Annotated in this window: 27 protein-coding genes, 1 pseudogene and 1 riboswitch; of the genes and pseudogenes, 12 read left to right on the top strand and 16 right to left on the bottom strand. The window is 59.4% G+C overall.

Annotated elements, in window-relative coordinates:
* Positions 1-32: 32 nt before the first annotated feature.
* Complete coding sequence (locus ACQR35_RS00525) at positions 33-335, bottom strand: DUF4193 domain-containing protein (RefSeq protein ID WP_430267866.1); 303 nt, start codon at positions 333-335, stop codon at positions 33-35.
* Positions 336-519: 184 nt separating this feature from the next.
* Here ACQR35_RS00525 and ACQR35_RS00520 point away from each other — a divergent pair, with 184 nt between their 5' ends.
* The 3 genes from ACQR35_RS00520 to pabB all read left to right on the top strand — a co-directional run bounded on the left by ACQR35_RS00520 (position 520) and on the right by pabB (position 4,215).
* Complete coding sequence (locus tag ACQR35_RS00520; RefSeq protein WP_430268919.1) at positions 520-1,347, top strand: class I SAM-dependent methyltransferase; 828 nt, start codon at positions 520-522, stop codon at positions 1,345-1,347.
* A gap of 133 nt (positions 1,348-1,480) precedes the next feature.
* Positions 1,481-2,104 carry a LysE family transporter gene (locus tag ACQR35_RS00515; protein WP_430267868.1) on the top strand — a complete coding sequence of 208 codons (624 nt, stop codon included), beginning with the start codon at positions 1,481-1,483 and terminating at the stop codon, positions 2,102-2,104.
* A gap of 23 nt (positions 2,105-2,127) precedes the next feature.
* The gene (gene pabB / locus ACQR35_RS00510; RefSeq protein ID WP_430268918.1) at positions 2,128-4,215 is read left to right on the top strand and encodes an aminodeoxychorismate synthase component I; all 2,088 of its coding nucleotides are present in this window, start codon (positions 2,128-2,130) and stop codon (positions 4,213-4,215) included.
* Positions 4,216-4,254: 39 nt separating this feature from the next.
* Here the strand turns inward: pabB and cls are convergent, their stop codons facing one another.
* Positions 4,255-5,727: a cardiolipin synthase gene (gene cls, locus ACQR35_RS00505; RefSeq protein WP_430268917.1), complete on the bottom strand. Its 1,473-nt coding sequence runs from the start codon at positions 5,725-5,727 to the stop codon at positions 4,255-4,257.
* A 77-nt stretch (positions 5,728-5,804) separates the two neighbouring features.
* On the opposite strand from cls, the gene ACQR35_RS00500 reads away from it, so the two are divergent.
* The gene (locus tag ACQR35_RS00500) at positions 5,805-6,728 is read left to right on the top strand and encodes an aminodeoxychorismate lyase (protein ID WP_430268916.1); all 924 of its coding nucleotides are present in this window, start codon (positions 5,805-5,807) and stop codon (positions 6,726-6,728) included.
* Here ACQR35_RS00500 and ACQR35_RS00495 read toward each other — a convergent pair.
* Positions 6,725-7,222 (bottom strand): MarR family winged helix-turn-helix transcriptional regulator, encoded by a 498-nt coding sequence (locus tag ACQR35_RS00495; protein WP_430268915.1) that lies wholly within the window; start codon positions 7,220-7,222, stop codon positions 6,725-6,727. The genes ACQR35_RS00500 and ACQR35_RS00495 overlap by 4 nt on opposite strands.
* A 71-nt stretch (positions 7,223-7,293) precedes the next feature.
* Between ACQR35_RS00495 and ACQR35_RS00490 the strand changes: the two genes are divergently transcribed.
* Positions 7,294-8,313: an FUSC family protein gene (locus ACQR35_RS00490; RefSeq protein WP_430268914.1), complete on the top strand. Its 1,020-nt coding sequence runs from the start codon at positions 7,294-7,296 to the stop codon at positions 8,311-8,313.
* On the opposite strand, the gene ACQR35_RS00485 is transcribed toward ACQR35_RS00490, so the two are convergent.
* From ACQR35_RS00485 to ACQR35_RS00435, 11 genes are all read right to left on the bottom strand, one after another.
* Positions 8,310-8,765, bottom strand: coding sequence for a MepB family protein (locus ACQR35_RS00485; RefSeq protein ID WP_430267874.1), 456 nt, complete (start codon positions 8,763-8,765; stop codon positions 8,310-8,312). The genes ACQR35_RS00490 and ACQR35_RS00485 overlap by 4 nt on opposite strands.
* Before the next feature lie 114 nt (positions 8,766-8,879).
* The gene (locus tag ACQR35_RS00480; protein WP_430267875.1) at positions 8,880-9,398 is read right to left on the bottom strand and encodes a hypothetical protein; all 519 of its coding nucleotides are present in this window, start codon (positions 9,396-9,398) and stop codon (positions 8,880-8,882) included.
* 68 nt (positions 9,399-9,466) lie between these two features.
* Complete coding sequence (locus ACQR35_RS00475; RefSeq protein ID WP_430267876.1) at positions 9,467-9,871, bottom strand: VOC family protein; 405 nt, start codon at positions 9,869-9,871, stop codon at positions 9,467-9,469.
* A gap of 53 nt (positions 9,872-9,924) precedes the next feature.
* Complete coding sequence (locus ACQR35_RS00470; protein ID WP_430267877.1) at positions 9,925-10,446, bottom strand: GNAT family N-acetyltransferase; 522 nt, start codon at positions 10,444-10,446, stop codon at positions 9,925-9,927.
* A 113-nt stretch (positions 10,447-10,559) separates the two neighbouring features.
* A complete protein-coding gene (locus ACQR35_RS00465; RefSeq protein WP_430267878.1) occupies positions 10,560-10,853 on the bottom strand; it encodes a winged helix-turn-helix domain-containing protein in 294 nt (97 codons plus the stop codon).
* Positions 10,850-11,308, bottom strand: coding sequence for a hypothetical protein (locus ACQR35_RS00460; protein ID WP_430267879.1), 459 nt, complete (start codon positions 11,306-11,308; stop codon positions 10,850-10,852). The genes ACQR35_RS00465 and ACQR35_RS00460 overlap by 4 nt, the downstream gene beginning before the upstream one ends.
* A gap of 63 nt (positions 11,309-11,371) precedes the next feature.
* Entirely contained in the window at positions 11,372-12,577 is a 1,206-nt protein-coding gene (locus ACQR35_RS00455; RefSeq protein WP_430267880.1) for a LysM peptidoglycan-binding domain-containing protein, read from the bottom strand.
* Positions 12,578-12,590: 13 nt separating this feature from the next.
* On the bottom strand, positions 12,591-12,860 hold the full coding sequence (locus ACQR35_RS00450) for an RNA polymerase sigma factor (protein ID WP_430267881.1): 270 nt from the start codon (positions 12,858-12,860) through the stop codon (positions 12,591-12,593).
* A gap of 375 nt (positions 12,861-13,235) precedes the next feature.
* Positions 13,236-13,736, bottom strand: coding sequence for an N-acetyltransferase family protein (locus ACQR35_RS00445; protein ID WP_430267882.1), 501 nt, complete (start codon positions 13,734-13,736; stop codon positions 13,236-13,238).
* Positions 13,737-13,949: 213 nt separating this feature from the next.
* Positions 13,950-14,972 carry a S66 family peptidase gene (locus ACQR35_RS00440; protein ID WP_430268913.1) on the bottom strand — a complete coding sequence of 341 codons (1,023 nt, stop codon included), beginning with the start codon at positions 14,970-14,972 and terminating at the stop codon, positions 13,950-13,952.
* 2 nt (positions 14,973-14,974) lie between these two features.
* The gene (locus tag ACQR35_RS00435; protein WP_430268912.1) at positions 14,975-15,748 is read right to left on the bottom strand and encodes a class I SAM-dependent methyltransferase; all 774 of its coding nucleotides are present in this window, start codon (positions 15,746-15,748) and stop codon (positions 14,975-14,977) included.
* Positions 15,749-15,903: 155 nt separating this feature from the next.
* Between ACQR35_RS00435 and ACQR35_RS00430 the strand changes: the two genes are divergently transcribed.
* From ACQR35_RS00430 to ACQR35_RS00400, 7 genes and pseudogenes are all read left to right on the top strand, one after another.
* The gene (locus ACQR35_RS00430) at positions 15,904-17,475 is read left to right on the top strand and encodes a long-chain-fatty-acid--CoA ligase (RefSeq protein WP_430268911.1); all 1,572 of its coding nucleotides are present in this window, start codon (positions 15,904-15,906) and stop codon (positions 17,473-17,475) included.
* 78 nt (positions 17,476-17,553) lie between these two features.
* Positions 17,554-17,667, top strand: a riboswitch (SAM riboswitch).
* 14 nt (positions 17,668-17,681) lie between these two features.
* Positions 17,682-17,909: pseudogene (locus tag ACQR35_RS00425) on the top strand (DUF1737 domain-containing protein); the annotation flags it as partial.
* Complete coding sequence (locus ACQR35_RS00420) at positions 17,909-18,316, top strand: rhodanese-like domain-containing protein (RefSeq protein WP_430267903.1); 408 nt, start codon at positions 17,909-17,911, stop codon at positions 18,314-18,316. The pseudogene ACQR35_RS00425 and the gene ACQR35_RS00420, both read left to right, overlap by 1 nt.
* 3 nt (positions 18,317-18,319) lie before the next feature.
* A complete protein-coding gene (locus ACQR35_RS00415) occupies positions 18,320-19,525 on the top strand; it encodes an O-succinylhomoserine sulfhydrylase (protein WP_430268910.1) in 1,206 nt (401 codons plus the stop codon).
* 66 nt (positions 19,526-19,591) lie between these two features.
* The gene (locus ACQR35_RS00410; protein WP_430268909.1) at positions 19,592-20,149 is read left to right on the top strand and encodes a hypothetical protein; all 558 of its coding nucleotides are present in this window, start codon (positions 19,592-19,594) and stop codon (positions 20,147-20,149) included.
* A gap of 102 nt (positions 20,150-20,251) precedes the next feature.
* Positions 20,252-20,710, top strand: a complete 459-nt coding sequence (locus ACQR35_RS00405; RefSeq protein ID WP_430267906.1) for a MarR family winged helix-turn-helix transcriptional regulator — start codon at positions 20,252-20,254, stop codon at positions 20,708-20,710.
* Positions 20,707-21,963 (top strand): MFS transporter, encoded by a 1,257-nt coding sequence (locus ACQR35_RS00400; protein ID WP_430267907.1) that lies wholly within the window; start codon positions 20,707-20,709, stop codon positions 21,961-21,963. Before ACQR35_RS00405 ends, ACQR35_RS00400 begins: the two co-directional genes overlap by 4 nt.
* 19 nt (positions 21,964-21,982) lie before the next feature.
* Here the strand turns inward: ACQR35_RS00400 and ACQR35_RS00395 are convergent, their stop codons facing one another.
* Entirely contained in the window at positions 21,983-23,143 is a 1,161-nt protein-coding gene (locus ACQR35_RS00395; RefSeq protein WP_430268908.1) for a glutamate--cysteine ligase, read from the bottom strand.
* 96 nt (positions 23,144-23,239) lie between these two features.
* The gene (locus tag ACQR35_RS00390) at positions 23,240-24,763 is read right to left on the bottom strand and encodes a UDP-N-acetylglucosamine 1-carboxyvinyltransferase (RefSeq protein WP_430268907.1); all 1,524 of its coding nucleotides are present in this window, start codon (positions 24,761-24,763) and stop codon (positions 23,240-23,242) included.
* Positions 24,764-24,777: the final 14 nt, after the last annotated feature.

The raw sequence follows: 24,777 nt of genomic DNA, 5'->3' as shown, positions 1-24,777 counted from the left end.
TCACCTGAAAGTGTGAGCGTTCAGCGGAAGTCCTAGCCTTCGCACTCCACGCAATATGCGTGACCATCTTTTTCGCGCGCAATCTGCGAGCGGTGACGGACCAAGAAGCACGAGTAGCACGTGAATTCATCGGGACGCTCAGGAATGACCACAACGGTCAATTCCTCGCCGGAAAGATCGGCACCCGGCAGCTCAACACCGTCGGTTGTGTCCGCTTCATCAAGCTCCAGCACAACGCTGCGAGCGTCTGAGGAGCCAGCAGACTTGAGGGCCTCTAGCGACTCATTCTGGATCTCTGCAACGTCGGATCGCACTGCATCGTAGTCGGTTGCCATGTGTGGCCTGCCTCTCATCGCTTCGGAGCAACGGTTCGGGGCTCCGGAGAAGCATCATAGACCACACTTCACAGGCTAGCTAATCGTGTTCACCTCAGGCAGAACTGCACTCTATTTGTTGCCGGCGTTGTCTCACGGTGTGGCTACCTATGGCGCTGTCAGATGGAGAGAGTAGCGTGCTGCCATGAGCGAGGAATCCCAACCCCAAACAGCGCAAGACGTCTACACTCACGGGCACCACGAATCGGTAGTAAATGCCCACGCATCTAGGACGGCCCAGAACTCGGCGGCCTACGTTATTCCGTACCTCACCGAGGGCGCCAAAGTGCTTGATGTGGGCTGTGGGCCGGGCACTATCACGTGTGACTTTGCGGAACTGGTTGGGTCCGGCCACGTCACCGGCCTAGACCGCGCACCGGAGGTTGTTGAGCATGCCCAATCCTTGGCTAGCCAACGCGGTGTTAAAAATGCCACCTTCGAAACCGGCAATATCTATGACCTGGACTTTGAAGCTGAGACCTTTGACGTTGTCCACGCCCATCAAGTCCTCCAGCATCTCAGCGACCCCGTGGAGGCCCTGCGAGAAATGCGGCGTGTGGCTAAACCGGGCGGGATTGTTGCGGTTCGCGAAGCAGACTTCCATGGCATGAGTTGGTATCCGGATGTCCCGGAATTGGATGAATGGATGGACCTTTACCAGCGGCTTGCACGCCGGAATAGTGCCGAGCCTGATGCTGGCCGCCGCTTGGTCTCCTGGGCGCAAGCAGCCGGGTTCACCGATGTTGCCCCGAGCAGCAGCAACTGGCTCTACGCCACCGGGCAGCAACGCCGCTGGCAGGCCAGGGTGTGGGGCGAGCGAGTGCTGCATTCGGCATTCGCCGAGCAGGCTCTGGCCTACAACCTGGCCGAGCAGCGGGACCTTGAGCGCATCTCGGCGGGCTGGCACCGGTGGGGTTCAACGGACGACGGCTGGTTCTTGATCCCCAATGGCGAAGTCATTGCACGCGCCTGAGCCCTGCGCCGCTGAGTCTCCCCTCTTTTTGCCGCCACTCACAGCGTGTTGCCGAGAATCCCCGGCGATTTCCGGCGTCGTAATGCACAAGAAGGGTAATCTCGGCGCCCTCCCCACCCACTAGGCTGATTGAGTGCAATTCTCGCTTTGGCTAGCCCTTGTTGGTGCCAGCACCCTGATCAGTTTTACTCCCGGCGCCGGGGCCATTTTCACCATGGGCAACTCCCTGAATTCGGGGTTCAAGCGGTCCCTGTGGGGTGTAATGGGTCAACAGTTGGCCTTGGTCATTCACATTATGATTGTGGCCCTAGGTGTGGGAGTGCTGGTGGCCAGCTCGCCGGTGATCTTCAACGTGATCCGCTACGCCGGTGCCGCCTATCTGGTGTACCTGGGCATCCGGCAGTTTATGCACAAGCCGGACTTGGATCAAGAAAAGACTGATGCTCGCCGGAACGAATCGGGCTGGTCCATGCTCCGCCGTGGAATCTGGGTGAACCTACTTAACCCGAAGGCAATCGTTTTTTTCTTGGCGTTTATGCCGCAATTCATCAAGCCGGATCATCCCTTACTCGTCCAGTACGTGGTTTTGACTGCCACAGTGCTGATCATCGACACCCTGGTGATGTGGCTGTTTTTTGCAGCAGCTGCCAAGTCTTTCCAACGATTCACCCACAATGAGCACGGCCAAAAAGTCCTCAACCGCATCTTCGGTGTTCTTTTTATCCTGGTCGGCATTTTGCTCGCGGTGATTCACTAGGCCCACCGGGTACGCTCTATTGCATGAGCCCAGCACCCGTGATCATCGGCATCGATGGCCGCTCCGGCGCCGGAAAAACCACTCTTGCTGTGGAGTTGGCGGCCGCACTGCGCGAACACCGAAAGGTTTCACTCTTCCATCTTGAGGACATTTATCCGGGGTGGAACGGGCTCAACGCAGGCATTGAGCGTTACGTCAGCACGGTGCTTCCTCCTCTAACCCGCGGCGAGGACGCCGAGTGGGTCTGCTGGGATTGGGAACAGCGTTACGATGGCGACACTCGCCTCACAGCCGCCGCGGACGTGGTGATTGTGGAGGGCGTTGGGGCTTGCTCGGAAGCGGCCCGGGCCTTTCTGGACGTGGTGGTTTGGGTAGAGTCGGCTGACGATGAGCGCAAACGCCGCGCCTTGGACCGGGATGGCGAGGTGTTCGCTGGCCACTGGGACGAGTGGGCGCAGCAAGAAGAAGAATGGCTGGCCGAGGATCCCGTTCACAACCATGCCCAGGTCACGGTGAAAAACGCGGCTAGTGGCTCTGCCCCAGCGGACGTATTGCACCTATTGAGCCACCTCCCGGCGTTGGAACATGTTCTGGCCCCGGAACGGCTTGCGCAGCATTCCCATAAATTATTCGCCGAACGCTTGGATGTTGCTGCGGACCCGGCCCGTGTGTTTGATGCCCTCTACGCGGATTCGCCGCGAGCAATATGGCTGGACTCCTCCATTGCGGAAACGCACACTGGGGCCCCGCAAGCCGATACGCCGCAGCGTAGCCGCTGGAGCATTATGGCGGACGACGCCGGGCCTCACGGCGCGCACGTTACTCACCGCCCGGGGATCACAACTGTGAGAGCTGGCAGTGCGAGCGCCACAATTGAGTCTGGATTTTTTCGCTGGTTGGATGGTGAGTGGGGAACTGTCCCTGCCTCTGATTGGGCTAGTTCGGCTCAGGGTTATTCGGGGGACTTCACGCTTGGTTGGTTGGGTTATCTGGGCTATGAACTCAAGCACGAGACCGGAGGTAGACCTGCCGCACTGGCCGAGGACTCTGCACCTGATGCGGAACTGATCTTCGCTGCCCGGGCCGTGGTGTTCGATCATCTCGAAGACTGTGTGTGGTTATTGTCCTTGTTCCCGTTGGCCGGTGACTCACCGGCGCACCAGGACAATGACTGGGCCCGGCAGGCCCGCGCCGCAGTGAATAGGTCAGCCCGTCACAGTGCCCACAAGCCAAGGAACCCAGAAACCCTTAGCGCCCCGGTGTTCAGCGCCCGCGATTCCGAACGTGAATACAAAGCGAAGATTGCCCAGGCGCAGCACCAGATTGCTGAGGGTAATACCTATGAGGTTTGCCTGACCACCACCGTCAGAGCGCAGGTCCCCGCACTCAAACTGTGGGAAACGTATCTGCGTCTACGGGCACAAAACCCGGCACCCTTCGCCGCCTATCTTCGCTTCGGGGCTTGTGAGGTTGCCAGCACGTCACCGGAGCGTTTTATCAAAATAGGGTCCGACGGCGGGCTTCGCGCCGAACCGATCAAGGGCACCCGGCGTCGTTCTTCTGATCCTGCCGTTGATCAAAAGCTGCGGGAAGAACTGGCCAGCAGTGGCAAGGACCGCGCCGAGAACATCATGATTGTTGACTTGCTGCGCAACGATCTGAGCCATTACGCGGTTCCGGGCTCGGTGAAGGTGCCGCGTTTGTGTGCCATTGAAAGTTACGCGACTGTCCATCAAATGGTGAGCACCATTGATGCTCAACTCTTGCCCGGCGCATCGCGTTCGGAAGCTGTTGCGGCGGCTTTCCCGGCCGGTTCCATGACGGGTGCGCCGAAGATCAGCACCATGGCTATTTTGGATGAGCTCGAAGTTGAGCCGCGCGGTGTGTATTCAGGCGCCTTGGGCTATTTTTCGCTTAATGGTGCCACGGATCTTTCGGTGGTCATTCGGACCCTTGTGGCCCGTCCCGATGGCGACGGCGGTACTGAACTGAGCATCGGTATTGGCGGCGCCATCACAGCGGATTCTGCACCGCAAGAGGAGTACGAGGAGATTCGCATCAAGGCGAGCGGGATCTTGGGGACCTTGGGCTCGAGTTTCCCTTCTCGCTGACTGCGCGTCCAGTTCAAGCTGTACTGGGTTTGAAGGAACTTACTGAACCGTTGCCGTCAGCCGCGCCACGTTGTCCACGTACTTGGCGAGGATGGGCCGGCGCATCCAATCCTCGAGCAACAATTCGCGTGATCCTTCGCGGTAACTGTTCTCCACCGAACGCATTTGTTCCACAATGTCTGCACCGAGCATCATGACTGACACTTCCATGTTCAGTGAGAAGGAGCGCATGTCCATGTTGGAGGAACCAATCACTGCAACTTCATCATCAATGGTGAAGTGCTTTGCGTGCAGCACGTACGGGGCCCGGTAGAGGTAGACCCTCACACCGGCGTTCAGGAGTGCCTCGTAGTAGGAACGTTGTGCGTGGTGGACTAGGAACTGATCGCCCTTTTCAGAGACGAAGAGCTCTACTTCTACCCCGCGTTGAGCTGCCGTGGTGATTGCGTAGAGCAGTGAGTCATCTGGGACAAAGTAGGGGCTGCAAATGGAGATGCGTTCTTGTGCCGAGTAGATGAGGGTGTTGAAGAGGCGCAGGTTGTTTTCGGTGCTGAACCCCGGACCGCTGGGCACTACTTGAGCCGGGATGTGCCCGGCTGAAGTGCTCTCCGGTAGAACGAGTTGGTGCTGAAGAGATTCGTCAGTTTCGCTGAGCCAGTCGGTGGCAAAAACAATGTTCAAGGTAGGGACCACGGGGCCACGCAGTTCTGCCATGAGTTCCACCCATTGGCGCCCTGACTTGATGTTTTTGGGCTTGCGGTAGTGCGGTTCCACCAGGTTTTGGGAACCGGTGAAGGCCACTTCACCATCCACCACCACAATTTTGCGGTGGTTGCGCAGATCCGGGCGGCGCCATTGGCCGTGGATGGGCAATAAGGGAAGCATTCGGCGCCATTTGATTCCACCGCTGCGCAAGCGTTTGAGCAGCTGACGGTAACCCTTCACGCGCAGGGTTCCAATGTGGTCAAAGAGCAAACGCACTTCCACGCCGCGGTCCGCGGCTTCTTCAAGGGCAGTCAACAACGGGTCCGTGAGTTCATCTGAACTCATGATGTAGAACTCAACGTTGACAAAGTTTTTAGCCTCGCCAATGGCTTCTGTCATGGCTTTGAAAGAGTCTTCGTAACCAGGAAAGAGTTTCACGGAGTTGGCGTCCACCAGCGGCAGGGAGCCTAAATGTTTGTTCAGTTCGGCGGCGGACTTTACCCACGCCGGACCTTCGTAGCAGTTGCCGAGTTCTTGAATGCCACTGCTGCTTTGACGCACTCGCTCATTCACTGCGGCTTGTTGCTCGGTACGCCGACGCGAGAGTTTGAAGTTGCCGAACAGCAGGAAGAGGACAAAACCCACGGAAGGGACCAGGAAGATGGCTAGCAGCCATGCCATTGCGGTGTTGGGGCGCCGGTTTCCGGGAATAACCCCGAGGAGCACCACGCGCAAGACCAGTTCGATGACAGCCCAAGCGCTGAGAAGCCACGTCCATTCAAGTCCCACTGGGAACGGCCAAACCACCCGTATTGCCCCTATCAATTTCAGTTGCCTCTACACGCTGGGCAATGTGTTTATGCTACCGCCGATATGCTGATCACATGACTTCTGTGCCTGCCCCCGCCGTTCTGGTTTTCCTCGATTCTCAGCACCCGCAAGGGCGCATTGTGGACGCCACAGCACCGCAGTTGATGGCCACCGATTTGGGTGCCACCCGCGGTGATGGTGTCTTCGAGTCCCTGCTGGCCGTTGATGGGAAGCCACGGAAGGTTCCGGCGCATCTGAAGCGCTTGGCTTCCTCCGCGGCGATGCTGGATCTGAGCATTCCCGCTCCGCAGGCGTGGGAAGCGGCCATCAGCACTGCAATCGACGTGTTCCGTGACGCTAAGCCGGATGAAGATGAGATTGTGGTCAAGCTGCTGGTGACCCGCGGCGTGGAAGGCGCGGCAGAGCCGACCGCGTGGGTGCAAGCTTCGCCTTCTCCCGCCTTGGGGCGGCAGCAGCGGAAGTCGGGGATCGACGTCGTTATGCTTGACCGCGGTTATGACTCTGACCTAGCGGACCGCGCACCGTGGTTATTGCTCGGTGCAAAGACGCTTAGCTACGCGGTCAATATGGCGGCGTTGCGTTATGCGCACACCAAAGGTGCTGATGACGTGATTTTTACGTCCACGGATGGCCGGGTTCTTGAGGGCCCCACCTCTACGGTGTTGCTGGCTCACCAGGAAACGTCCGACGACGGCACCGTCACCAAACGCTTGATCACCCCGCAACTTGACGCTGGAATCCTGCCTGGAACGTCTCAGGGTGCCTTGTTTGTTGCTGCGAAGGCCGCTGGCTGGGAGCTCGGTTATGGCCCCTTGGTGCCAGAGGATTTGCTGGACGCCGATGCCGTATGGCTAATCTCTTCGATCCGGCTGATTGCACCGGTGAACCACATTGACGGGCAGAGAATCGGTAAGGATCCGGCAGTTGCCGCAGCGTTGACTGCCGAACTGAATGAGCTATTCGCCGGGATCTCCTAAGCGTTTTCTGCGGGGCCCTCTACGGAGGTCAGCAACGCTCGCAGTTGGTTTGCGAGCTGTTCGGAGTCATTGGCTGTCAGTTCGCCCAGTAGTGCACTATCGAATTTCGCTACGGCGTCGATGATCGGGCGCAGGACTGAACTGCCCTCTTGCGTGAGGTGGATGAGCGCACCACGCCCGTCACTGGGGTTAACTTCACGGCGGACCCAGCCGGCGTCGTCGAGTTTCTTAAGTCTTTTGGTGACGGCTGCTGCCGACGTGATTTGAGAAGCGGCGAGCGCGCTGGGGGTGAGCGGGCCTGCACTGCGGGCCAGCAGGGACATCAATTCGAATTCGTCCCGTGTGACGCCGTGCTCTGCGAGGACCACGTCGCCTCGCAGCTGGATCATCCGGGCAATGCGGGTAATACGGGCAACAACGCCTGCCGCCGCGGTATCCAGTTCTGGGTAGATGCTCGCCCATTGTTGGCGCATGGTGTCTACATAGTCGCTCATCTCACAATTATAGTTTACCGGTAAAACAAAATGCTAAGCTAGGGACATCCCCACCACAAAGGCAGGCTTCTTTGCAGCGCGTCACGGAATACTTCCGCATGCAGCCCGGACACAACGATCACCACCCGGCTCTCCGCACGGCCGTAGGCGTTGGTGTCCCACTGCTCACTTTGCTGCTTGTGGGCAGGCTGGACCTTGCCGTATTCGCGGCGTTTGGTGCGTTCACCGGAATCTATAGCCGCAACACGCATCACCGCTCACGCCTGCGGGAACAGACTCTCGCTGGAGGTCTTCTCCTGGTGTTTATTTTTGCCGGGCAAATCACCTCGCACAGCAATGCAGGCCCGTGGGTAATTGTCGCCGGAGCTTCAGTGGTCTCCGGTTTGGGAGCGCTCGGCACTGGCTTGGGGCGTTTGAGGCCAGCCGGTTCGCTGTTTCACATTTTTGCGTACGGTGCGATCGCTTCGATCCCGCACCAGGCACCCATCTGGCAGGGGATGCTCGTGGCGATCATCGTCGTCGTTTTTAACTTGTTTGTGGGACTCAGCACGCGCCTGATCCCTAGCCGCCGAACCCCGTGGGTGGCAAAGGTGCGCGAACCGCTCACGGCCAAGGGCCGGCGAACCGTGTACTTGGAATCTGCGCAGTATTTTGTTGCGGCCGCGGTGGCTGGGAGTATCGCAACGGCCATGGGGATCGGGCATAACTACTGGGCCATGGTTGCTGCAGTGGTGCCGCTGGTGGGGGCTACCGTCAACCACCGGGTGGAACGCGGACTCAACCGCATTCTGGGTACGGCGGCAGGACTACTTGTCACGGCTGCGATCCTGCTGGCCGACCCTGCCCCGTGGGCCATGGTTCTACTGATCGCCGTCCTGCAATTTGCCGCAGAAATGTATGTCCTGCGCCACTACGCGCTGGCGCAAATCTTCATCACACCGCTCGCGCTCATCAGCACCGAACTTGCCCATCACAGTGAACCGGGCCCACTGATCACCGACCGCGCCATCGAGACACTGATCGGCGCCGTTGTGGGAATCCTTGTGGTGGTCACGATGCATTACCGGCGACCGACGGCGACTGTCGCCTAGTCAGCGAGAAGTTCGACGAACGCTTTCGCCTGCGCGCGCTGCGTCCGCGAGGCTTGCGGGTTTAGATCCGCGCACCACGATGGATATAACCGAATTCCGCGCTTGCCGGCATGCCGTTCAGAGCTGGCGTATCCGAGCGAGCTGAGATGCTCCGGGGTGAATTTGAAGACGCCGAACCGGCCTTGGTCCTCAACGAAAATCAGAAGCCCCGACAGCGACTCATCAACCGTGAACGGCCGCGTGACCCCGTCAGTCCCCCGCTTCCAGACGGCGACGAAGGCGCCAGGTTTGGTGGGTGTGATTCGGGCAGTCCGGATGCGCCACGACTCATTGCCGAAGCTCGCAACTCCTGACTCGTAGTCGCTGTTTTGTTCTTCAACTTCGACGACCGGCGTAGCTCCGGTGGGGGTAAGTTCAAGAGCTGCGTAGCGATCAAATGCGTTGAAATTCACTCCCACACTGTAGTCGCTCGTGGCGGGAGTCCGGCGCGCATCGAACGACGACGAAAAAGCCGTTGCTTCGCCGACACTAGGAACATCTAATGGAACCCTAGGGACGTCCAGCGGTCAGTTGGAAGGCTTCACGAAGGCAAATCGTTGCTCTGGCTCGAACAGATACGTGTCATCACAGCGGTAGCCGCGCAGCCATACCTGCCCGCCAATGACGCGAAGATAGAAGCCTTTTGGGTCTTCAAAATCGCTGCTTATCGCTGCAGATGAGACATGAACCGACCCGTTCGGGGCGCGGCCGGCAGACAGCACCGAATCGGGTGCTGCTTCCTGGTTCAGAGTCACCAATCGGAGGTAGGGTCCGGTCACCAACGGGCAAAGTTCAAGGCCTTGGTTTTGCGCCGCGTCAAAAATGTTGGGCAGCTCTGCACCGTTTCCGAAGCCGAGCTCGGCGACGGTCCGCTCCACAATAATTAGATCCTGGCTCGCGGGCGTATCGAAGTCAGCGCGATCGAGCAGAGTCTGGGCATGGTTGTTAAGCAATACGCCATTGCCCGAGAGAGCCCGCTCAATCTCTACGCGGGTCAGGTCTCCGACTCGAAGCTCAAATCCGTCGTCGTTCTGTGCTGAAATCATGAACCGATTATCCATGGCTGCGAATGCCAGAGAGTTTCAACTGGTCGCTGGTCAGGTCACGGCCTAATCTAATCCGCGGCAATGAGTTCGATCTCGAATCCATCAGAGTTGACGAGGTAGGCCGCGTAATTACCCAGACCTCCCGCGTTCGGGTATTTATCAGCAAATAACGGTGCCCACCCTTGGGCCGCACTGTCCCCGACCATGGCGTCAACGTTTTCTCGAGTGCCAGCATGAAATGCCAAGTGGTTCAGCCCGGGAGAGGTGCGGTTGTGTTCCCGGCCGGTCATGTCGGACGATTCCTCGAAGACGATGTACGTGGACCCTAGCCGCCAGCTAATCCCGTTTTCCCAACTCTGGTAGATCTCATAGCCCAAGAGATCCAACACCCAGCCCCATTCGCGGGTAGCTCGGTTCAGCTCGGGCACCCAGATTTCAACGTGATGAAGTACGCCCTTTAAGTCATCGTTCACGTAGTGAGTCTGTCACGCACAAAACTGCTGTGGGACAGTCGATGTGCAGGAGATCAGACAGATGCCTCAATCCAGTAGCGTCGCTTGCCATTTCGGGAGTCCTCGTAGACGCCGCCGTTCTTTTCGATCGTCGCCCGAGACCCAACATTGTCCTCATCGCAGGTCACCAAAACCCGAGAAATCCCAAGGTCCGCGGCAAGCGGCAGCGCTTCGGCGAGCGCGGCCGAGGCGTAACCTCGACGGCGAGCCGAGGGCCTAACGCTGTAGCCAATGTGGCCGCCATCGTTGAACAGGAAGTCGTTCAACTCGTGCCGGATCGCCAGCGAGCCGACGAACGTGCCGGTGTCGACCATCCACAAATAGGTGCACGGCACGTAGCCGGGCTTGCGCGGAGAATCCGGCAGGGCATCAGCAACGAGTGAGTCGACGAACTCGCCAAATGCCTTCGGGTCCGTGAGCTCCTCATCGGTCCGACCTTCGGCCCCGGCACCGTCCAATTGGGCGCCGTCGAACTCTTTAAACGCCTCCACCCAGGAGGAATGGAAGCTGGCATCAGGGGTGATCAGGCTGGTCATCCCACGACGGTAGCATTCAAATCACCGCGGCCACGACGCGCAAATTACGACGTCGGTAAAAGTAACCGGCGTTGGTGCCCCGCCTGTTTTTTATACCAATTACGCAAAGCGCTCTACGGCCCGAGCATCGCCTGCAGCGCTCGTCGGTGGTCGGCGAACGCTTGACGACCTTCGGCAGTCAAAGCTACCCATGTCCGGACGCGCCCACGGCCGGTTGGCTTGCGGACCTCCACATAGCCAGCTTCGGCTAGGGCAGATATGTGCTTGCTCAACGACGAATCGCTGATGTCCGCTGCATCGCGCAGAGTGGAGAATTCTGCTTCGTCGACGGCCGAAAGAAATGCGCAGATAAAGAGGCGTCGCGGAGGGTGGATGGTCTCGTTGAACTCGCCAGCTCCCTTGCTCACGCCATGGCCAAACTCAATTTTCGATGGACTGCGCGGTCAACCAAATATCCATAACCTAGGTTCTCAATCAGAACAATTGCGGCCCTAACCCAGGCCGGCCATGGTTGTCCAACGTTTTTGACCAGAAATGCACCGGAAAACATCGATGGAAGCATGATGAGAAGGAACCCGATGGTCAGCCACATAACAGCGCTCCCACTGCGAAAGCCTCCCACGAAAGCGCCCCTGGCTCGCTTGTATCCTCGCGCCGCCAGACTCCCTATAACAAGAGTGGCGATGCCAAGGAACGAGACGAAAATCGGCTGACCCAGTGCAATAACCAACTCTGCGCCGGCAAAAGTGACACCGAACACCGGGTAGTACCACCACGGTGAGCCGACGTTTGGCATGGCGCGTTCGCGGCCGCCGTCGATCATGGACAGCGCAGGCATTGAACCGACCGAATCGTTTTCCATGTTGGAAAGTCAACGCTTATGGGCAGCGGAAGTCAATGGGTAGGCAGGCGACGGCCCACAACGTCAGCGGTGGATCTGGTTGGCTTGGTCGAGGCTAATAGTCTGACCGCCGGCAAGTTCTCCGGCGACCATATCTTTGTAGGCGTACCAAACTGACTTCGGGCCAGTGGGAGGAGGATTCGCCGCGGCTAGGGACAAGGCATCGGGAATTCCGAAGCGGGCGGCAATCTGATCCTCCGTGTCCCCGGGAACCGTGTTGTAAGTCTGAGGGATACCCTTGGCGTCGGCGGTAAACGTTCCCCGGGCACCTTCGATTGCGACCGCTCCTGGCATGAGGCTCATCTTGGTCCCGGACGGTATGGGCCAGTCCGCGTGCAGCGTTGGATTCCATCGCAGGAGCTGTTCCGTGGTGATGCGGAATTCGTAGCCGAGACTGTCAAACGAGTCGCCGGCCACCGTGGTGTAGAAAACGGTGTTGTGGAAAGAGTTGTTGACCCTGATGCCGCCACCTGCGCGGCTGTCCACCGGATTCTTTTGAAGTTGGATGTGCTTGCCGGCACGGACGAAGTAGACGTTGCCTTTCTCGTAGGTGATCGCCACCTTGTTAGCTTCAGCGAGCTGTTCTTCGGTGATTCCAAACCGGTAGGTGATGCCATCCAAGGTGTCGTTGGGTTCAATGACATAGCTTGTGGGAATCCCATTCGCATCAACAGTGGCCTTCCCCATGGCACCCTTGATGGCACCCGGCTTCGGGATAAGACGCAAGGTGGTGTTCGGAGCTAATTCACTGCCGACCGTCAGCCCATTGAACTCGGCGAGCTTGGCCTGTGAGAGATTGAAAGCATCGGCCACGGCAGCAGAAGTATCGCCAGGGATGGTCGTGTAGTAATCCACGTTGCCAAAGGAATCTGCGACTGGCCGCCCACCAAGGAGGATTCTTACGCCATTGTCCGTTGCAGCCGACGTACTAGTTGCTGCGTCCGTAGGAACCGTGGCCGAGTGGTCAACGCTCGGCACCAGGGCCCAGGCGGCGAAGGCGATCGCGACAATTGCCGCAGCTACTAGCCCCGCGAGTGCGAAACGCCCCCAATGACGTTTGGCAGGCACTCGATGAAAGTCGCTGATGGATCCGCCGACCGCAATGTGAGTCACGTCAGAATTAATGAACGACGCCGACTGCTGGCGGCTGCGGTCCAGTTCTTCTTCGGTGATGGCGAGGGCAGGATCGGCAGCTAGGAGAAGGTCTAGAGCTGAATGTTCGTGGCTCATTCTGATACTCCTTCTAAAGTTCTTCACTTTGGAGAGCCCGTGCCAATTCCTTCCGGGCCCGGTGTAGACGCATGCGCACGGCGCTCGCTGAAATGTCTAGAAGTTCAGAAAGTTCGACGGCGGTAAGGCCGTCCCAATACGTCAGCAGGAGGACTTCTCGCTCTCTTGGCGCAAGAAGTTCGATCGCGTCCAAGACCACGGAACCTGTATCCGACGTCTCGTGGCGCCGCTCAAATCGAAGTGCCCCCCACGAGCCCGACGGAACGAGCCACTGACCGGTCATGATTTCGAAGGACGTTCTTCGCTATTCCGAAAAGAAGGATCACTGACAGATCGTCATCGCTGTCCGATTTCTCCCACACAATTCTGAAAACTTCAGCGCAGAGATCTTCGGCAGTCGCGGCGCCATCGGTCCTGCGGCGAAGGTAGCGGTAGATGCGATCATGGGCGGCAGCATGCGCGGTGAGAAACCGCTGCTCCCTGCCTTGATCCACCCGTTCCCCCATATTTGCCAACTCATGCCCTGTCAATGTCCGGCAATCAAAGAACTGTAACGAGATTCTTCAAAAAAAATTTTGGCCACGGCAGACCGACGCCCGTTCCGCGAGTTCGCCCGATTTTAACCACACCCAAGTTGGCCTTAACTGGCCTTTGTTCCTTAAGTTCCAGCCCCACGGACCATACGAATATCCCTCACGCCGTCCTCGACTTGTGAGGTGCCGTCTGGCGCAAACCCGTTTTTCTTGTAGAACGCCTGGGCTCGCGGATTTGGATCGGCCACCCACAGCACGGCCGGAGCGCCGGGCTCGATCACCGCGTTCAGCAACGCTCGGCCCACACCCGAGCCGTGGACATCAGCATAGGAATAGAGGAGGTGGAGTTCCTGGGGTTCATCTGAATCAACCAATGTAGGGCTCGCCATCGCGATGCCAACAACGGAGCCTTCATGCGTAGCGACTGCAACATTATTCGCAGAATACCTAGGGTCGGACAGGACCGCGGTCCAGAACGTCTCTCGCCGTGCCAACAGACCCGGGTCATCCAACACGGCGTCGCTCATCAAGCCGCGATACGTTTCACGCCAAGTGTCCACATGAACCCGTGCCATGTCAGACGCATCGGCGAGTTCAGCGCGGCGCACCACGAAGTTGATCTCCATCGCACAAACATACCTGTGCTGGTGGCTTCGCCTGACCGCCTTCCGATTAGTACTTCTGGGGAAGTTTTACGGATGGCGTCGTAGATGGAGCAACGTTATAGGTCCGGATGCTCGAGGACATCGGATTGGCTCCGCACTACTCGACGCCGCTATTGGGCGACAGGAAGTTCCCATCCGCCTAACCGTCTGGGATTGGCGCGACGCGATTGCCCGTCAGCCCAAAAGGTGTTGAACGATCACGCCCTCGCCGTCGCCGAGACTAACTTCCGCAAGTGCGCCATTAACCAGCGGCATCTGCGGCGGCTGGTGTCCAATGTCGAAGTCAAAAATGATGGGTATGCCAAGGTCGCCCAGTGCACGCTCCACGGCTTGTGTTTGGCTTAGGCCGCTCACCTCTCCCGCACTGTTCCGGCCGATGAGGATTCCTGAAGCGTGCTGGAACCACCCTGCCAGCCGCAAAGACAAAAGCATGCGGAGTACGGATGGTGCATCAGAACCAGAGGACTCAAGATAAACGATCACACCTTCCGGTGCATGGCGCTGGGCGAAACCGGAAACGTCTCCGTAGCGTGAGCCAGCTAAGAGGGACACTGTTTCTAGGCAGCCTCCGATCAGTCGTCCACGCATGTGAACGGGCTGGCCATCCAGCGAGCGCCACTGCGTTGGGGCCTCGTAGGCGGACTCTCGGTCAAGCGGTTCGCTGTTCCAGTCACCCCAAGGACGTGAACGACGGCGGGGAGCGGAACGTTGCGTGAACGAACTCCCCTCAGTCAAACCGGCGACGTGGGTCCAGCGCTGGAATTCCTCTGGTAATTCCCACGGCTCATCCATCAAGTTCGTCCCATGAAGCGTGGCTACGCCGGTAAGGATGGTGAGTGGCATCAGCAGGGTGGAGATGTCAGACCATCCAACGAACCACGTTTTCGCCGCGGCTAAGGCATCCCAGTCGAGGTGCTCGATGAGCTCGATTGCGAGCTGACCACCCCACGGTGGAACCACCGCACCTGCTCCCAGGAAAGCTGCTTCTAGATCTTCTGCACGCTCTTTGGCAGTTGCCGGCACAAGGCCGTCAATGAAGGCATGCGTGCGAAGATTCAGTTCAAATCCTCGACGCGTCAGGGCTTTAGCGCCTGCGCGGAGCCGCTCATGTAGCGTGGTAGGGACGCCCATGGATGGCGCAGGGACCTCAATTCGATCCCCGGCCCGAAGCGGCTTCGGGTACTGAACGGCAACCATCGCTACAAACCGCCTATCGTGCGCGTCGCTTCAAAAACCATGGTTTTTTCCGCCGCTGTCCCAGTAAATGGCGAGCGGTCCCAGCCGTTCCAGACGTTTTCCACCGCTAAGCCGGCACGCTCCAAGTCCTCAGTAACTTGGCTGAGCGTACGGAACTGAAGGCGCTGCTCGACGTCGACCGTGTGCCCAGCGTCAATAAACTCGTTGTGGCAGCGCATGGTGACCACCCCGTCCGCGTCCGGCGCCGTTACCGCCGTCGTTTCCCACAGACGCCCGACGGCGGTGCTCCGCTCGGTGCCGTCGTCGTTCCAGGCTGTCCACGCCTTCGCCTGCGGATTCCGCGTCTCAAAAGCCACCATTCCCCCTGGCTTCAAACCCCTAGCGACGTCCTTGAGGGTGGCATGCCAGTCGCCGCCCAGGATGTGCATGGCGACGTTTCCGGTCATAACGATCAAGTCATTTTCGCCGTCGTCGATTAATTCCGAGGTGCCTAAACGCCACTCCACCGAGGCACCATTCGGCCGGGAAGTAGCCCGGTCCAGCATGGCAGCCGCCGGATCGATTCCGACGACGGTTCGCCCCGGAGCGCTCAGCGTGACGGTCAGGATTCCCGTCCCGCAGCCGAGGTCCGTAATTCTCTCGGCTTTCAGCTTTGCCGCCAACGACCGGAAGTAGTCGTGATCCGGGCCATCGGGGTTGTCGGCGTCGTAAATCGCTGCCAGCAATTCGTCGTTGTAGTCGTCGTAACCGGCAGGCTTCTGGACTTCTCGAGGCATGTACCCACCCTACCTGCGAGTAGCTATCGCCAAACCAACCGGCCCAAACCCCTTGCGCAGGCTTCACTTCTACTTCTAGTCTTGGCCCACCTGAGCAGAAGTTCCTCGCGGATTATTCTGCTCACCTCTCCCAGGATTGAATGAGGCCGAACAGCATGAACCAAGCAGCACAGCCGGGCAAAGACGCCTTCGGCACCATCTCCGTAGCGGCGATCTTGGCGGAATCTGCCAAGCGTTTCCCTCAAGACACAGCACTCGTCGTAGGGGACGAACACACCAGCTTCAGCGAACTATGGGATCAGACCCGTGCCTACGCCGGAGCGTTGCGGGCGCGCGGAATTGGCCCCGGTAGCCGCGTAGCGGTACTCATCCCTAACGTTGCCGACTTTGCCCGCTGTTACTACGCCATTCTGGCCCTGGGCGGCGTGGTTGTCCCGCTCCATGCCCTCCTTAAAGGCCACGAAATTGAGTACGTCCTCCAAGACAGCGGCGCTGAATTGTTGATCTGTGCCGCCCCGCTCTTGGGCGAAGGCGCCAAGGGTGCCCAAGCTGCCGGCGTCGAACTTTTGACGGTTCTGGTTCCGGAAGGCGGCGCCGAAGCGGCACGGGTCGAAGACGAATCCGCCGCTGCCGAACCCATCCCCAGCTACGTCCCGTGCGCCCCCGAAGACACCGCCACCATCCTGTACACCTCCGGCACCACGGGCAAACCCAAAGGCGCGCTCGGCAGCCACTTTGCCTTGGTAGAACAGGTCAACACCTTATTGACCAGCACCTTCGACGTCCGCCGCGGCGACGTGCTTTTCGGCGGCCTACCGCTCTTCCACACCTTCGGCCAGACCTGTGTGCTCAATGCCGGAATCCGCGCCGGAGCAACCATCGTGCTGCTGCCAAAGTTCACCGGAGCCGCCGCCCTAGAAGCCGTCAACCAGCACAAAATCAACGTCTTCTTCGGCGTCCCCACCATGTACATCGCCCTCCTGGAAGCAGCCAAAGAGAACCCAGAACGCCCCACGGCCTTGCGGTACTGCATCTCCGGCGGCGCCTCACTGCCCCTAGCCGTGATGGACCGATTCCGCGAGGTGTATGACTCCGAAATCTACGAAGGATACGGTCTCACCGAGACCTCCCCCGTGGCCAGCTTCAACCACGTTGGGGTCCCGCCGCGCCCCGGAACCGTGGGAACCGCAGTCTGGGGAGTTGACGTAGAGATCGCCCGCCCGGAAGTCACCGACTCGATCGAGCTACTGCCCACCGGCGAACTCGGTGAACTCGTGGTCCGCGGACACAACCTCTTCAAGGGCTACCTCAACCGCCCCGACGCCACCGCCGAGGCCGTGGTGGACGGCTGGTTCCGCACCGGCGACCTTGGCACCAAAGACGAAGAGGGATACCTGCGGATCCTGGACCGCAAAAAAGAAATGATCATCCGCAACGGCTACAACGTGTACCCGCGCGAAGTTGAAGAAGTGTTCAGCGCCCACCCGGACGTTGTGAGCGTGGCGGTTTACGGTGTGGACCACGAAGTTCACGGCCAAGAAATCGCCGCCGCCGTGGTCCTGACACCGGGCAGCACCATTACAAAAAAAGGCTTACTCGAGTACGGGTCAGAACGCCTTGCCGCGTACAAATACCCGCGCGTGATCAAAGTGATGGACGCGTTCCCCACCGGCCCCAGCGGCAAAATCCTCAAGCGCGAGCTCGTAGCGCAACACCGGCAGGAGTAGACGCCCCAAACCACAGCGTTACGCAACATAACGACGCCGGCGAGGTCCGGCGTCGTTATCGGTGCTATGTTTTTGCTGAGTAATGAGCACCGGTCCCAGGCCCTGACTGACCGGTCGGCAACCCTCCCTTCCGCGGCGGGGTGCCTCAGGTGAATACTCGGCAGGCCGGAACGCGGTCTGCAAGCGCGCAGAAAAGGAGTACCCGGATGTCTGAAATCCTCGCCGAATCCGTACCGGCAACCACCGAGCAAGCCCCCACAGAAAAACTGGCCTACCGTCTGATCACCGGCCCTGACACCCGCGAATTCTGCGAGCGGATCTCCGCGGCCCTTGCCGACGGTTACGAACTGCACGGCAGCCCGTCCGTCACTTTCAACGGCACCTCCGTGATCGCCGCCCAGGCAGTGGTTTTGAAGGAAGCACAGGGCCAGGCATGAGCTACGCTGGCGACCTCACACCCGCCCAGGCGTGGGAAAAACTGCTGGCCGGAGCCGTGCTGGTGGACGTTCGTACCGAGGCGGAATGGGCACACATCGGCATCCCGGAAACCAAGGAAACACCCAACGACGCCCTCTTTATCCAGTGGAACCTCGCCGGTGGCGTGCAGAACCCGGACTTTCTGGATGACTTGCGTGCACAAGCACCAAAGAACGACGACGCCGAACTGATTTTCTTGTGCCGTTCAGGTCAGCGGTCCATCGCCGCAGCCGAGGCAGCTACCGCTGCCGGCTTTAGGTCCTTCAACATACTGGAGGGCTTCGAAGGCGTTCCAGACGCTTATGGGGACCGGATAGTGAACGGCTGGAAGAACAGCGGGCTACCTACCAATTTGGGGCGCTGAATTATGACTTTTAACCCTGACGCCGAATCTTGGAGCCCCACCACCCAGGCGGTGCGTGGAGGTTTGGACCGGACTGGTTTCCAGGAAACTTCCGAGGCGCTGTTCCTGAACTCAGGATTCGTTTACGAGAGCGCGGCCGCAGCTGAGCGGGCGTTCACGGGCGAAGACGAACGCTTTGTGTATTCCCGCTATGGCAATCCCTCCGTGGCCACTTTCCAGGAGCGACTGCGGCTTCTAGAAGGCACCGAGGCATGTTTCGCCACGGCCTCCGGCATGTCTGCTGTGTTCACCGCACTCGGTGCACTGTTGGCCGCCGGGGACCGAGTAGTAGCTTCGCGCTCACTCTTTGGCTCTTGTTTTGTGATCTTGAATGAAATCCTTCCCCGCTGGGGCGTTGAAACAGTATTCGTTGACGGCCCAGATTCGGATCAGTGGAGGGAAGCCCTCTCAGTCCCCACACAAGCAGTCTTTTTTGAATCCCCGTCCAACCCCATGCAAGAAATTGTGGACATTGCCGCGGTTTCACAACTTGCCCACGCGGCGGGGGCCAAAGTTGTGGCGGACAACGTTTTTGCCACGCCTTTACTCCAGCGCTGCGGAGACTTGGGCGCTGACGTCATTGTCTACTCAGGCACCAAGCACATCGACGGTCAAGGACGTGTGATGGGTGGCGCCATTCTGGGCACCAAAGAATTTATTGACGGCCCGGTCAGGAACCTGATGAGGCACACCGGCCCGGCGCTATCCTCCTTCAACGCCTGGGTACTGACCAAGGGGCTGGAGACCATGGATTTGCGGGTCACTCGCTCGTCCTCCACAGCGCTTCGCCTTGCCGAGTGGCTTGAACAGCAGCCGGGTGTGAGCTGGGTGAAGTACCCGCTTTTGAAGTCCCACCCGCAGTACGATCTGGCCGTCAAGCAGATGAAGGCTGGCGGCACGGTGCTGACTTTTGAACTGGCTGAAACTGACGGGCGAACGGCCAAGGAAGCGGCCTTCGCCCTACTGGACGGGCTGCGGATTGTGGATATTTCCAACAACCTGGGCGACTCCAAATCACTCATCACGCATCCGGCCACCACCACTCACCGGGCCATGGGCCCCGAGGGGCGTGCGGCGATTGGATTGAGCGACGGCGTGGTGCGGCTTTCCGTGGGACTCGAAGACCCTGAGGACCTCATCGCCGACTTCGATCGGGCGCTCGCTGCCTAAGGTTCCTTTGTGACGGCCACCTAGCGCGACTTTGGTGTACATTGACTCCACTGTTGAGTGGGGGAAATGATGCGATTCAGGTCCAAAGTTGCGCTGGGATGGTCTGTTGCTGCGATCACTGCCGTGGCGCTTTCTGCGTGCACTTACGACGACGGCTCCACGGCAGCGCCGGGCCCTTCACCGAGCGGTTCTGCGGCTTCGACCAACCCTACGGTAAGCGCCACCCAAACCACTAGCGAGCCAAATACGCCCGCGAGCGACATCTCACTATCGGCCTCGCCCAGTGACAAGTCCCTCGGGTTTTTGGGGCCCACTGAGGGCAGAATGCTGACTGCCGTTCCAGAACGAACCGGCGGCTACGATTCCGGCCCGCTGGAAACAAAGAGCCCTGCCATCCTGATCCGGGCTCTGCGCCAGGGTCCAGGAGATCTGAAAGTGACCCTCAACTCTGAACTGCACGTTGTACTGCCTTGCCGAACAAATGAACCGTACGGCCTATCCTCTGCTTTGGACACTCCTGCTGGCCCGGAATTCTCGGTTCATGTAGAGGCTCCGTCAACCGTCCGCTGGGTCCTAGACGTCTCCGAGCAGCCCGTTTCAGGATCCCCAGCGCCCCCTAAGTAGGGGCCGCGCTATCTAATAACTCCTTGCATTGTTGCGCCTTTAGGAGAATACTTAGCATTGCTACTTAGCCCTGCTAAGTATTAGCGAAACTGCGGAGAACCGATGCCAAGCAATCAAGAACACAGCGCAAAATCAGAGCAGAAAAGCCCCGCCGACACGCTGGCCATTGAGCTCCGGACCGCAGTGATGCGAACCTCCCGGCGGCTTCGCATCGAAGGCACCGGTGACGCTATTACACCCGGCCAGTACACCGTGTTGGCCCATCTTCAAGGCGCCCCACACACCTTGAGTGGACTCGCCGAACTGGAACACGTTCAGGCGCCATCCATGACCCGAATAGTCAACGCTCTCACGGACCAGCAATTTGTGGAGCGGACACCGCACCCCGAGGATCGGCGCCAAATCCTGGTATCCATCACACCAGCCGGTGAAGCTGTGCTTAATGAGGCTCGAAACCAGCGGACGGCATGGCTTGCTCAACGCGTCGCCGGGCTCAGCGAAGAGGACCAGGCAACCCTCAGCCGCGCTGCACACATCATGCAGGAAATGAGCGCCAAATGAAGTCAATGTTCCGCGCTCTTGAAAACCGCAATTACCGCCTCTGGGCTAGCGGTGCACTGGTGTCCAACATCGGCACTTGGATGCAGAGAATCGCACAAGACTGGCTGGTGCTGACGATCCTGACCGACCACTCAGGAACCGCCGTCGGTATTACTTCCGGGCTCCAATTCCTACCCATGCTGCTACTGGGCCCCTACGGCGGGGTCCTTGCTGACCGGTACCGTAAACGCATCATCCTGCTGTGGACACAGACGGCCATGGGCCTCACCGGACTCCTTGTGGGCCTACTGGTTATGACCGGCTCTGCACAGCTCTGGCAGGTCTACCTGGCCGCACTAATCCTAGGCGTGGCAAGCGCAGTGGACGGGCCAGCGCGGCAGGCGTTTGTCTCTGAACTTGTGGAGTCCAAGAATCTAGCCAACGCTGTAGCGCTGAACTCTGCCTCATTCAATACCGCTCGGCTCACTGGCCCAGCCATCGCCGGCGTGCTGATCGCATGGATCGGCACAGGCCCGGTTTTCCTACTCAACGCGGCCAGCTTCGCAGCCGTCATCGTGTCATTGTTGCGCATCCGAATCGCTGACCTCTCACCAGCACCTGCCGTGGTTAGAGGCAAACACCAAGTGCTGGATGGCCTGAGCTACGTGCGTGAACGCCCCGACCTTGTGCTGATTCTGGTGATGGTGGGGATCCTTGGAGCGTTCGGCATGAACTTCCCCGTCACCAACGCCTTGATGTCCACCGAAGAATTTGGCATGGGCCCCGGCGAGTTCGGACTCCTGGGCTCCATTATGGCCGTGGGCACCCTGGCTGGCGCACTTCTCGCGGCCCGCAGATCCGGCCCACGTCTGAGGTTTCTGCTCGGCGGCGCCCTGGCCTTGGGATTCTTCACGCTGATCGCAAGCATCTCCCCCAACTTCTGGGTTTATGCGGTCATCCTGATTCCAGTAGGCCTAGCATCAATCACGTTCCTGAACAGCTGCAACACCAGCATCCAGCTCTCAGCGGACCCACAATTCCGGGGCCGCGTCCTGGCACTGTACTTGGCCGTCCTGCAGGGAGGAACCGCCATCGGCGCCCCACTCATGGGTTGGATCGGCACCGAATTCGGCCCGCGCTGGGCCATCGGAGTTGGCGGCTTAGCGGTTCTTGTGGCTGGAATCGGCGCGCTCATCGCCGTCAACAGGCATAGCGGCCTGACCTGGCGGCAGCAGTTCTACGCCGTCTCATCTAGAAAAAGTCCGAGCTTTTGAAGCCAGTTTCGAAGTCGCTTTAGATCCCGGGAAGGACTCGCTTGAGCCTTGGACTTGGCTCGTTCTCGCGCGAGCGTGACTCACCTAGCGGCCCAGCGCCGTCGTGCGTTACACCCACCGCCTTGGCCACCACGCCGGCGAACCCGCCGCTGGTCTCAAACGCTTCACGTTGCACGCGCGCACCGTTGCCACGGGCAAAAATGTCAGCCACGGCCGCGGCAGCCACGTCCCATTCGCCCTGCTCTCGAAGCACCTCGCGTACATGCTCCAGCAAGGAGTCGACGACGGCGCGGGCCGGCTGAGGCGTGAAGGTTTCCGGATGCAGCAGCTCGCCGTCGATTCCGGCACGACTCGCTTGCCACGACGCCATCTCCAGCAACACCACCGGCGTGCCTGCGGGCGCATTTCCGGCCACAGCCGAGCGCGCAGAAGTCTCAACCAAAGCGCGAACCAGCACCGCCAACAAAGCAGCGTCCTCGGCACGGAGACAAATATCTGCCACGCGCACCTCCACGGTCGGCTGGTCCTTAGACACCCGCGCGTCGAAATAAATCATGCCCTGATCCAAGGCGACACCGGTGCCAACCATCCGATCCACCAGGCTGCGGTAATTCTCTAGCGACCCAAAAACCTCGGTGGGCCCCGCCATTGGCCAGCGGTTCCAAGCCTGGCTCCGATAGCTCGCGTAACCGGATTCCTTGCCATTCCAGTATGGAGAGTTGGCGCTCAGAGCGACCAACACGGGCAACCATTCGCGCATTCGGTCCAGAATGGCCACACCTTCTTCATCCGATTCCACGGAGGTGTGAACATGGAAACCACAGGTGAGTTGATCGGCGGCCATCAGCCCAAACCTGCGGTTGATTTCAGCGGTCCGCTGCATCGGTGTGGTGTGCGGCTCCGTAGCAACAGGGGACGTTGCCAAGGCTGCGATGCGGGCACCATGGGCGTGCGCTGCGGCATCAGCCATGGCACGGCTCGCCCGGATCTGGCGCAATAACTCGGCGTAATCGGAGCACGGCTCGGTTTGAGTTTCAATCTGCTCAAGCTTGAACTCGGCCGTGAGCCCCTCGCCCTCGGGAGCAGTATCCTCGGCAAGAAGCCGGTCCGCGATGGCCAATGGCACACCCGTTACCGGATCCACAATCAGCAGTTCTTCCTCAACACCAAAAGTACGCATGGGGCCATTCTGCCCTGTTCGGCAGCAGAATCGCTTTAACGCAGTACGCGGTCCGGCGCATGAAAGATCCGCCGGGCCGCATACGAACAATCGACGTCAGTCCTGGAAGTACTCGATCCCGGCGCCGATGCTGTTCAAACGCTCGGCCAGGTCCTCGTAGCCGCGCTCAATCACGTAGATGTTGCGCAGCTCGGAGGTTCCACGAGCTGCCAGCATCGCCAACAAAATGCATGCAGCGGGCCGCAACGCCGGCGGGCAACCAACCTCAGCGGCGCGCCACTTGGTAGGCCCGTTGACGTAAATCCGGTGCGGATCCAGCAACTGAACGTTAGCGCCCAGCTTGTTCAGCTCGGTCAAGTAGATGGCACGGTTCTCGTAGACCCAGTCATGAATCATGGTCTGACCTGTGGCATTGCCGGCAATCACGGCAAAGAACGGCAGGTTGTCGATGTTCAAACCAGGGAACGGCATCGGGTGGATCTTGTCCACCGCGGCACGCAACTCAGACGGCTTGGTGGTGACATCCACCAAACGGGTGCGGCCGTTACGTGCCACGTACTCCCCGGAAATCTCCAATTCCTGGCCCATGTGTTCGAGCATGTTCAGCTCGATCTCCATAAACTCGATGGGCACCCGGCGGATAGTCACCTCAGAATTGGTGACAATCGCAGCGGTGATCAGGCTCATCGCCTCGATGGGATCCTCGGAGGGGAAATATTCGATGTCAGCGTTGATGGCCGGGCGGCCGGTGATACGCAGCGTGGTGGTACCGACACCCTCTATCTTGACGCCAAGCATCTCCAAGTAGAAGCAGAGGTCCTGCACCATGTAGTTAGGGCTGGCATTGCGGATAACTGTGGTGCCCTGACGGTGCGCGGCAGCCATAATGGCATTCTCGGTGACAGTGTCGCCACGCTCGGTCAGCACAAAGTTGCGATCATGCGAATCGGCCGGCGGCGCCTGAACCGAGTAGAAACCGGACTTCGCCTCCACCTCAAGGCCAAACTGACGCAAGGCCTGCATGTGAGGTTCCACTGTCCGGGTACCTAGATCGCAACCACCGGCATACGGCAGCTGGTATTCGGCCCGCTCATCCAAAAGAGGGCCCAAAAGCATAATAACGCTGCGCGTGCGGCGAGCGGCAGCCACGTCCATGGAATCCAAGTCCAAGGTGGCGGGGCGGCGAATCTGCAAGTCGTTGGCGTTCAGCCACATGCACTCCACACCAATACTGGTCAGCACTTCAACAATTCGGTTGACCTCTTCAATACGGGCCAAGCGGCGCAGGATGGTGGTTCCGCGGTTGATCAAGCTAGCGCACAGCAGTGCCACACCCGCGTTTTTGGAGGTATTGACGTCTACGGCACCGGAGAGAGTACGTCCACCCTCAACGCGCAAGTGGGTCATTTGCTGACGGCCCACCTTGACTATGCTGCGGCCAAAAATGTCCTCGAGGCGCTGGATCATTTTCAGGCTGAGGTTTTGCCGCCCGGTTTCCATTCGCGCCACGGCACTTTGGCTAGTCCCCAGCTCTGAAGCCAACTGGCCTTGGGTCCAACCTTTTTCTCCACGAGCATCGCGAAGTAGTGCACCAACGTGTTCAACAGTCTGCTGAGTCATAGCTTAAGAAATAT

This window comes from Pseudarthrobacter sp. J1738, assembly GCF_050490315.1.
In the GTDB taxonomy this organism is placed as follows: domain Bacteria; phylum Actinomycetota; class Actinomycetes; order Actinomycetales; family Micrococcaceae; genus JBNPEO01.
The sequence above is the reverse complement of the archived record's forward strand: the minus strand, read 5'-3'. Positions and strand labels throughout refer to the sequence as shown.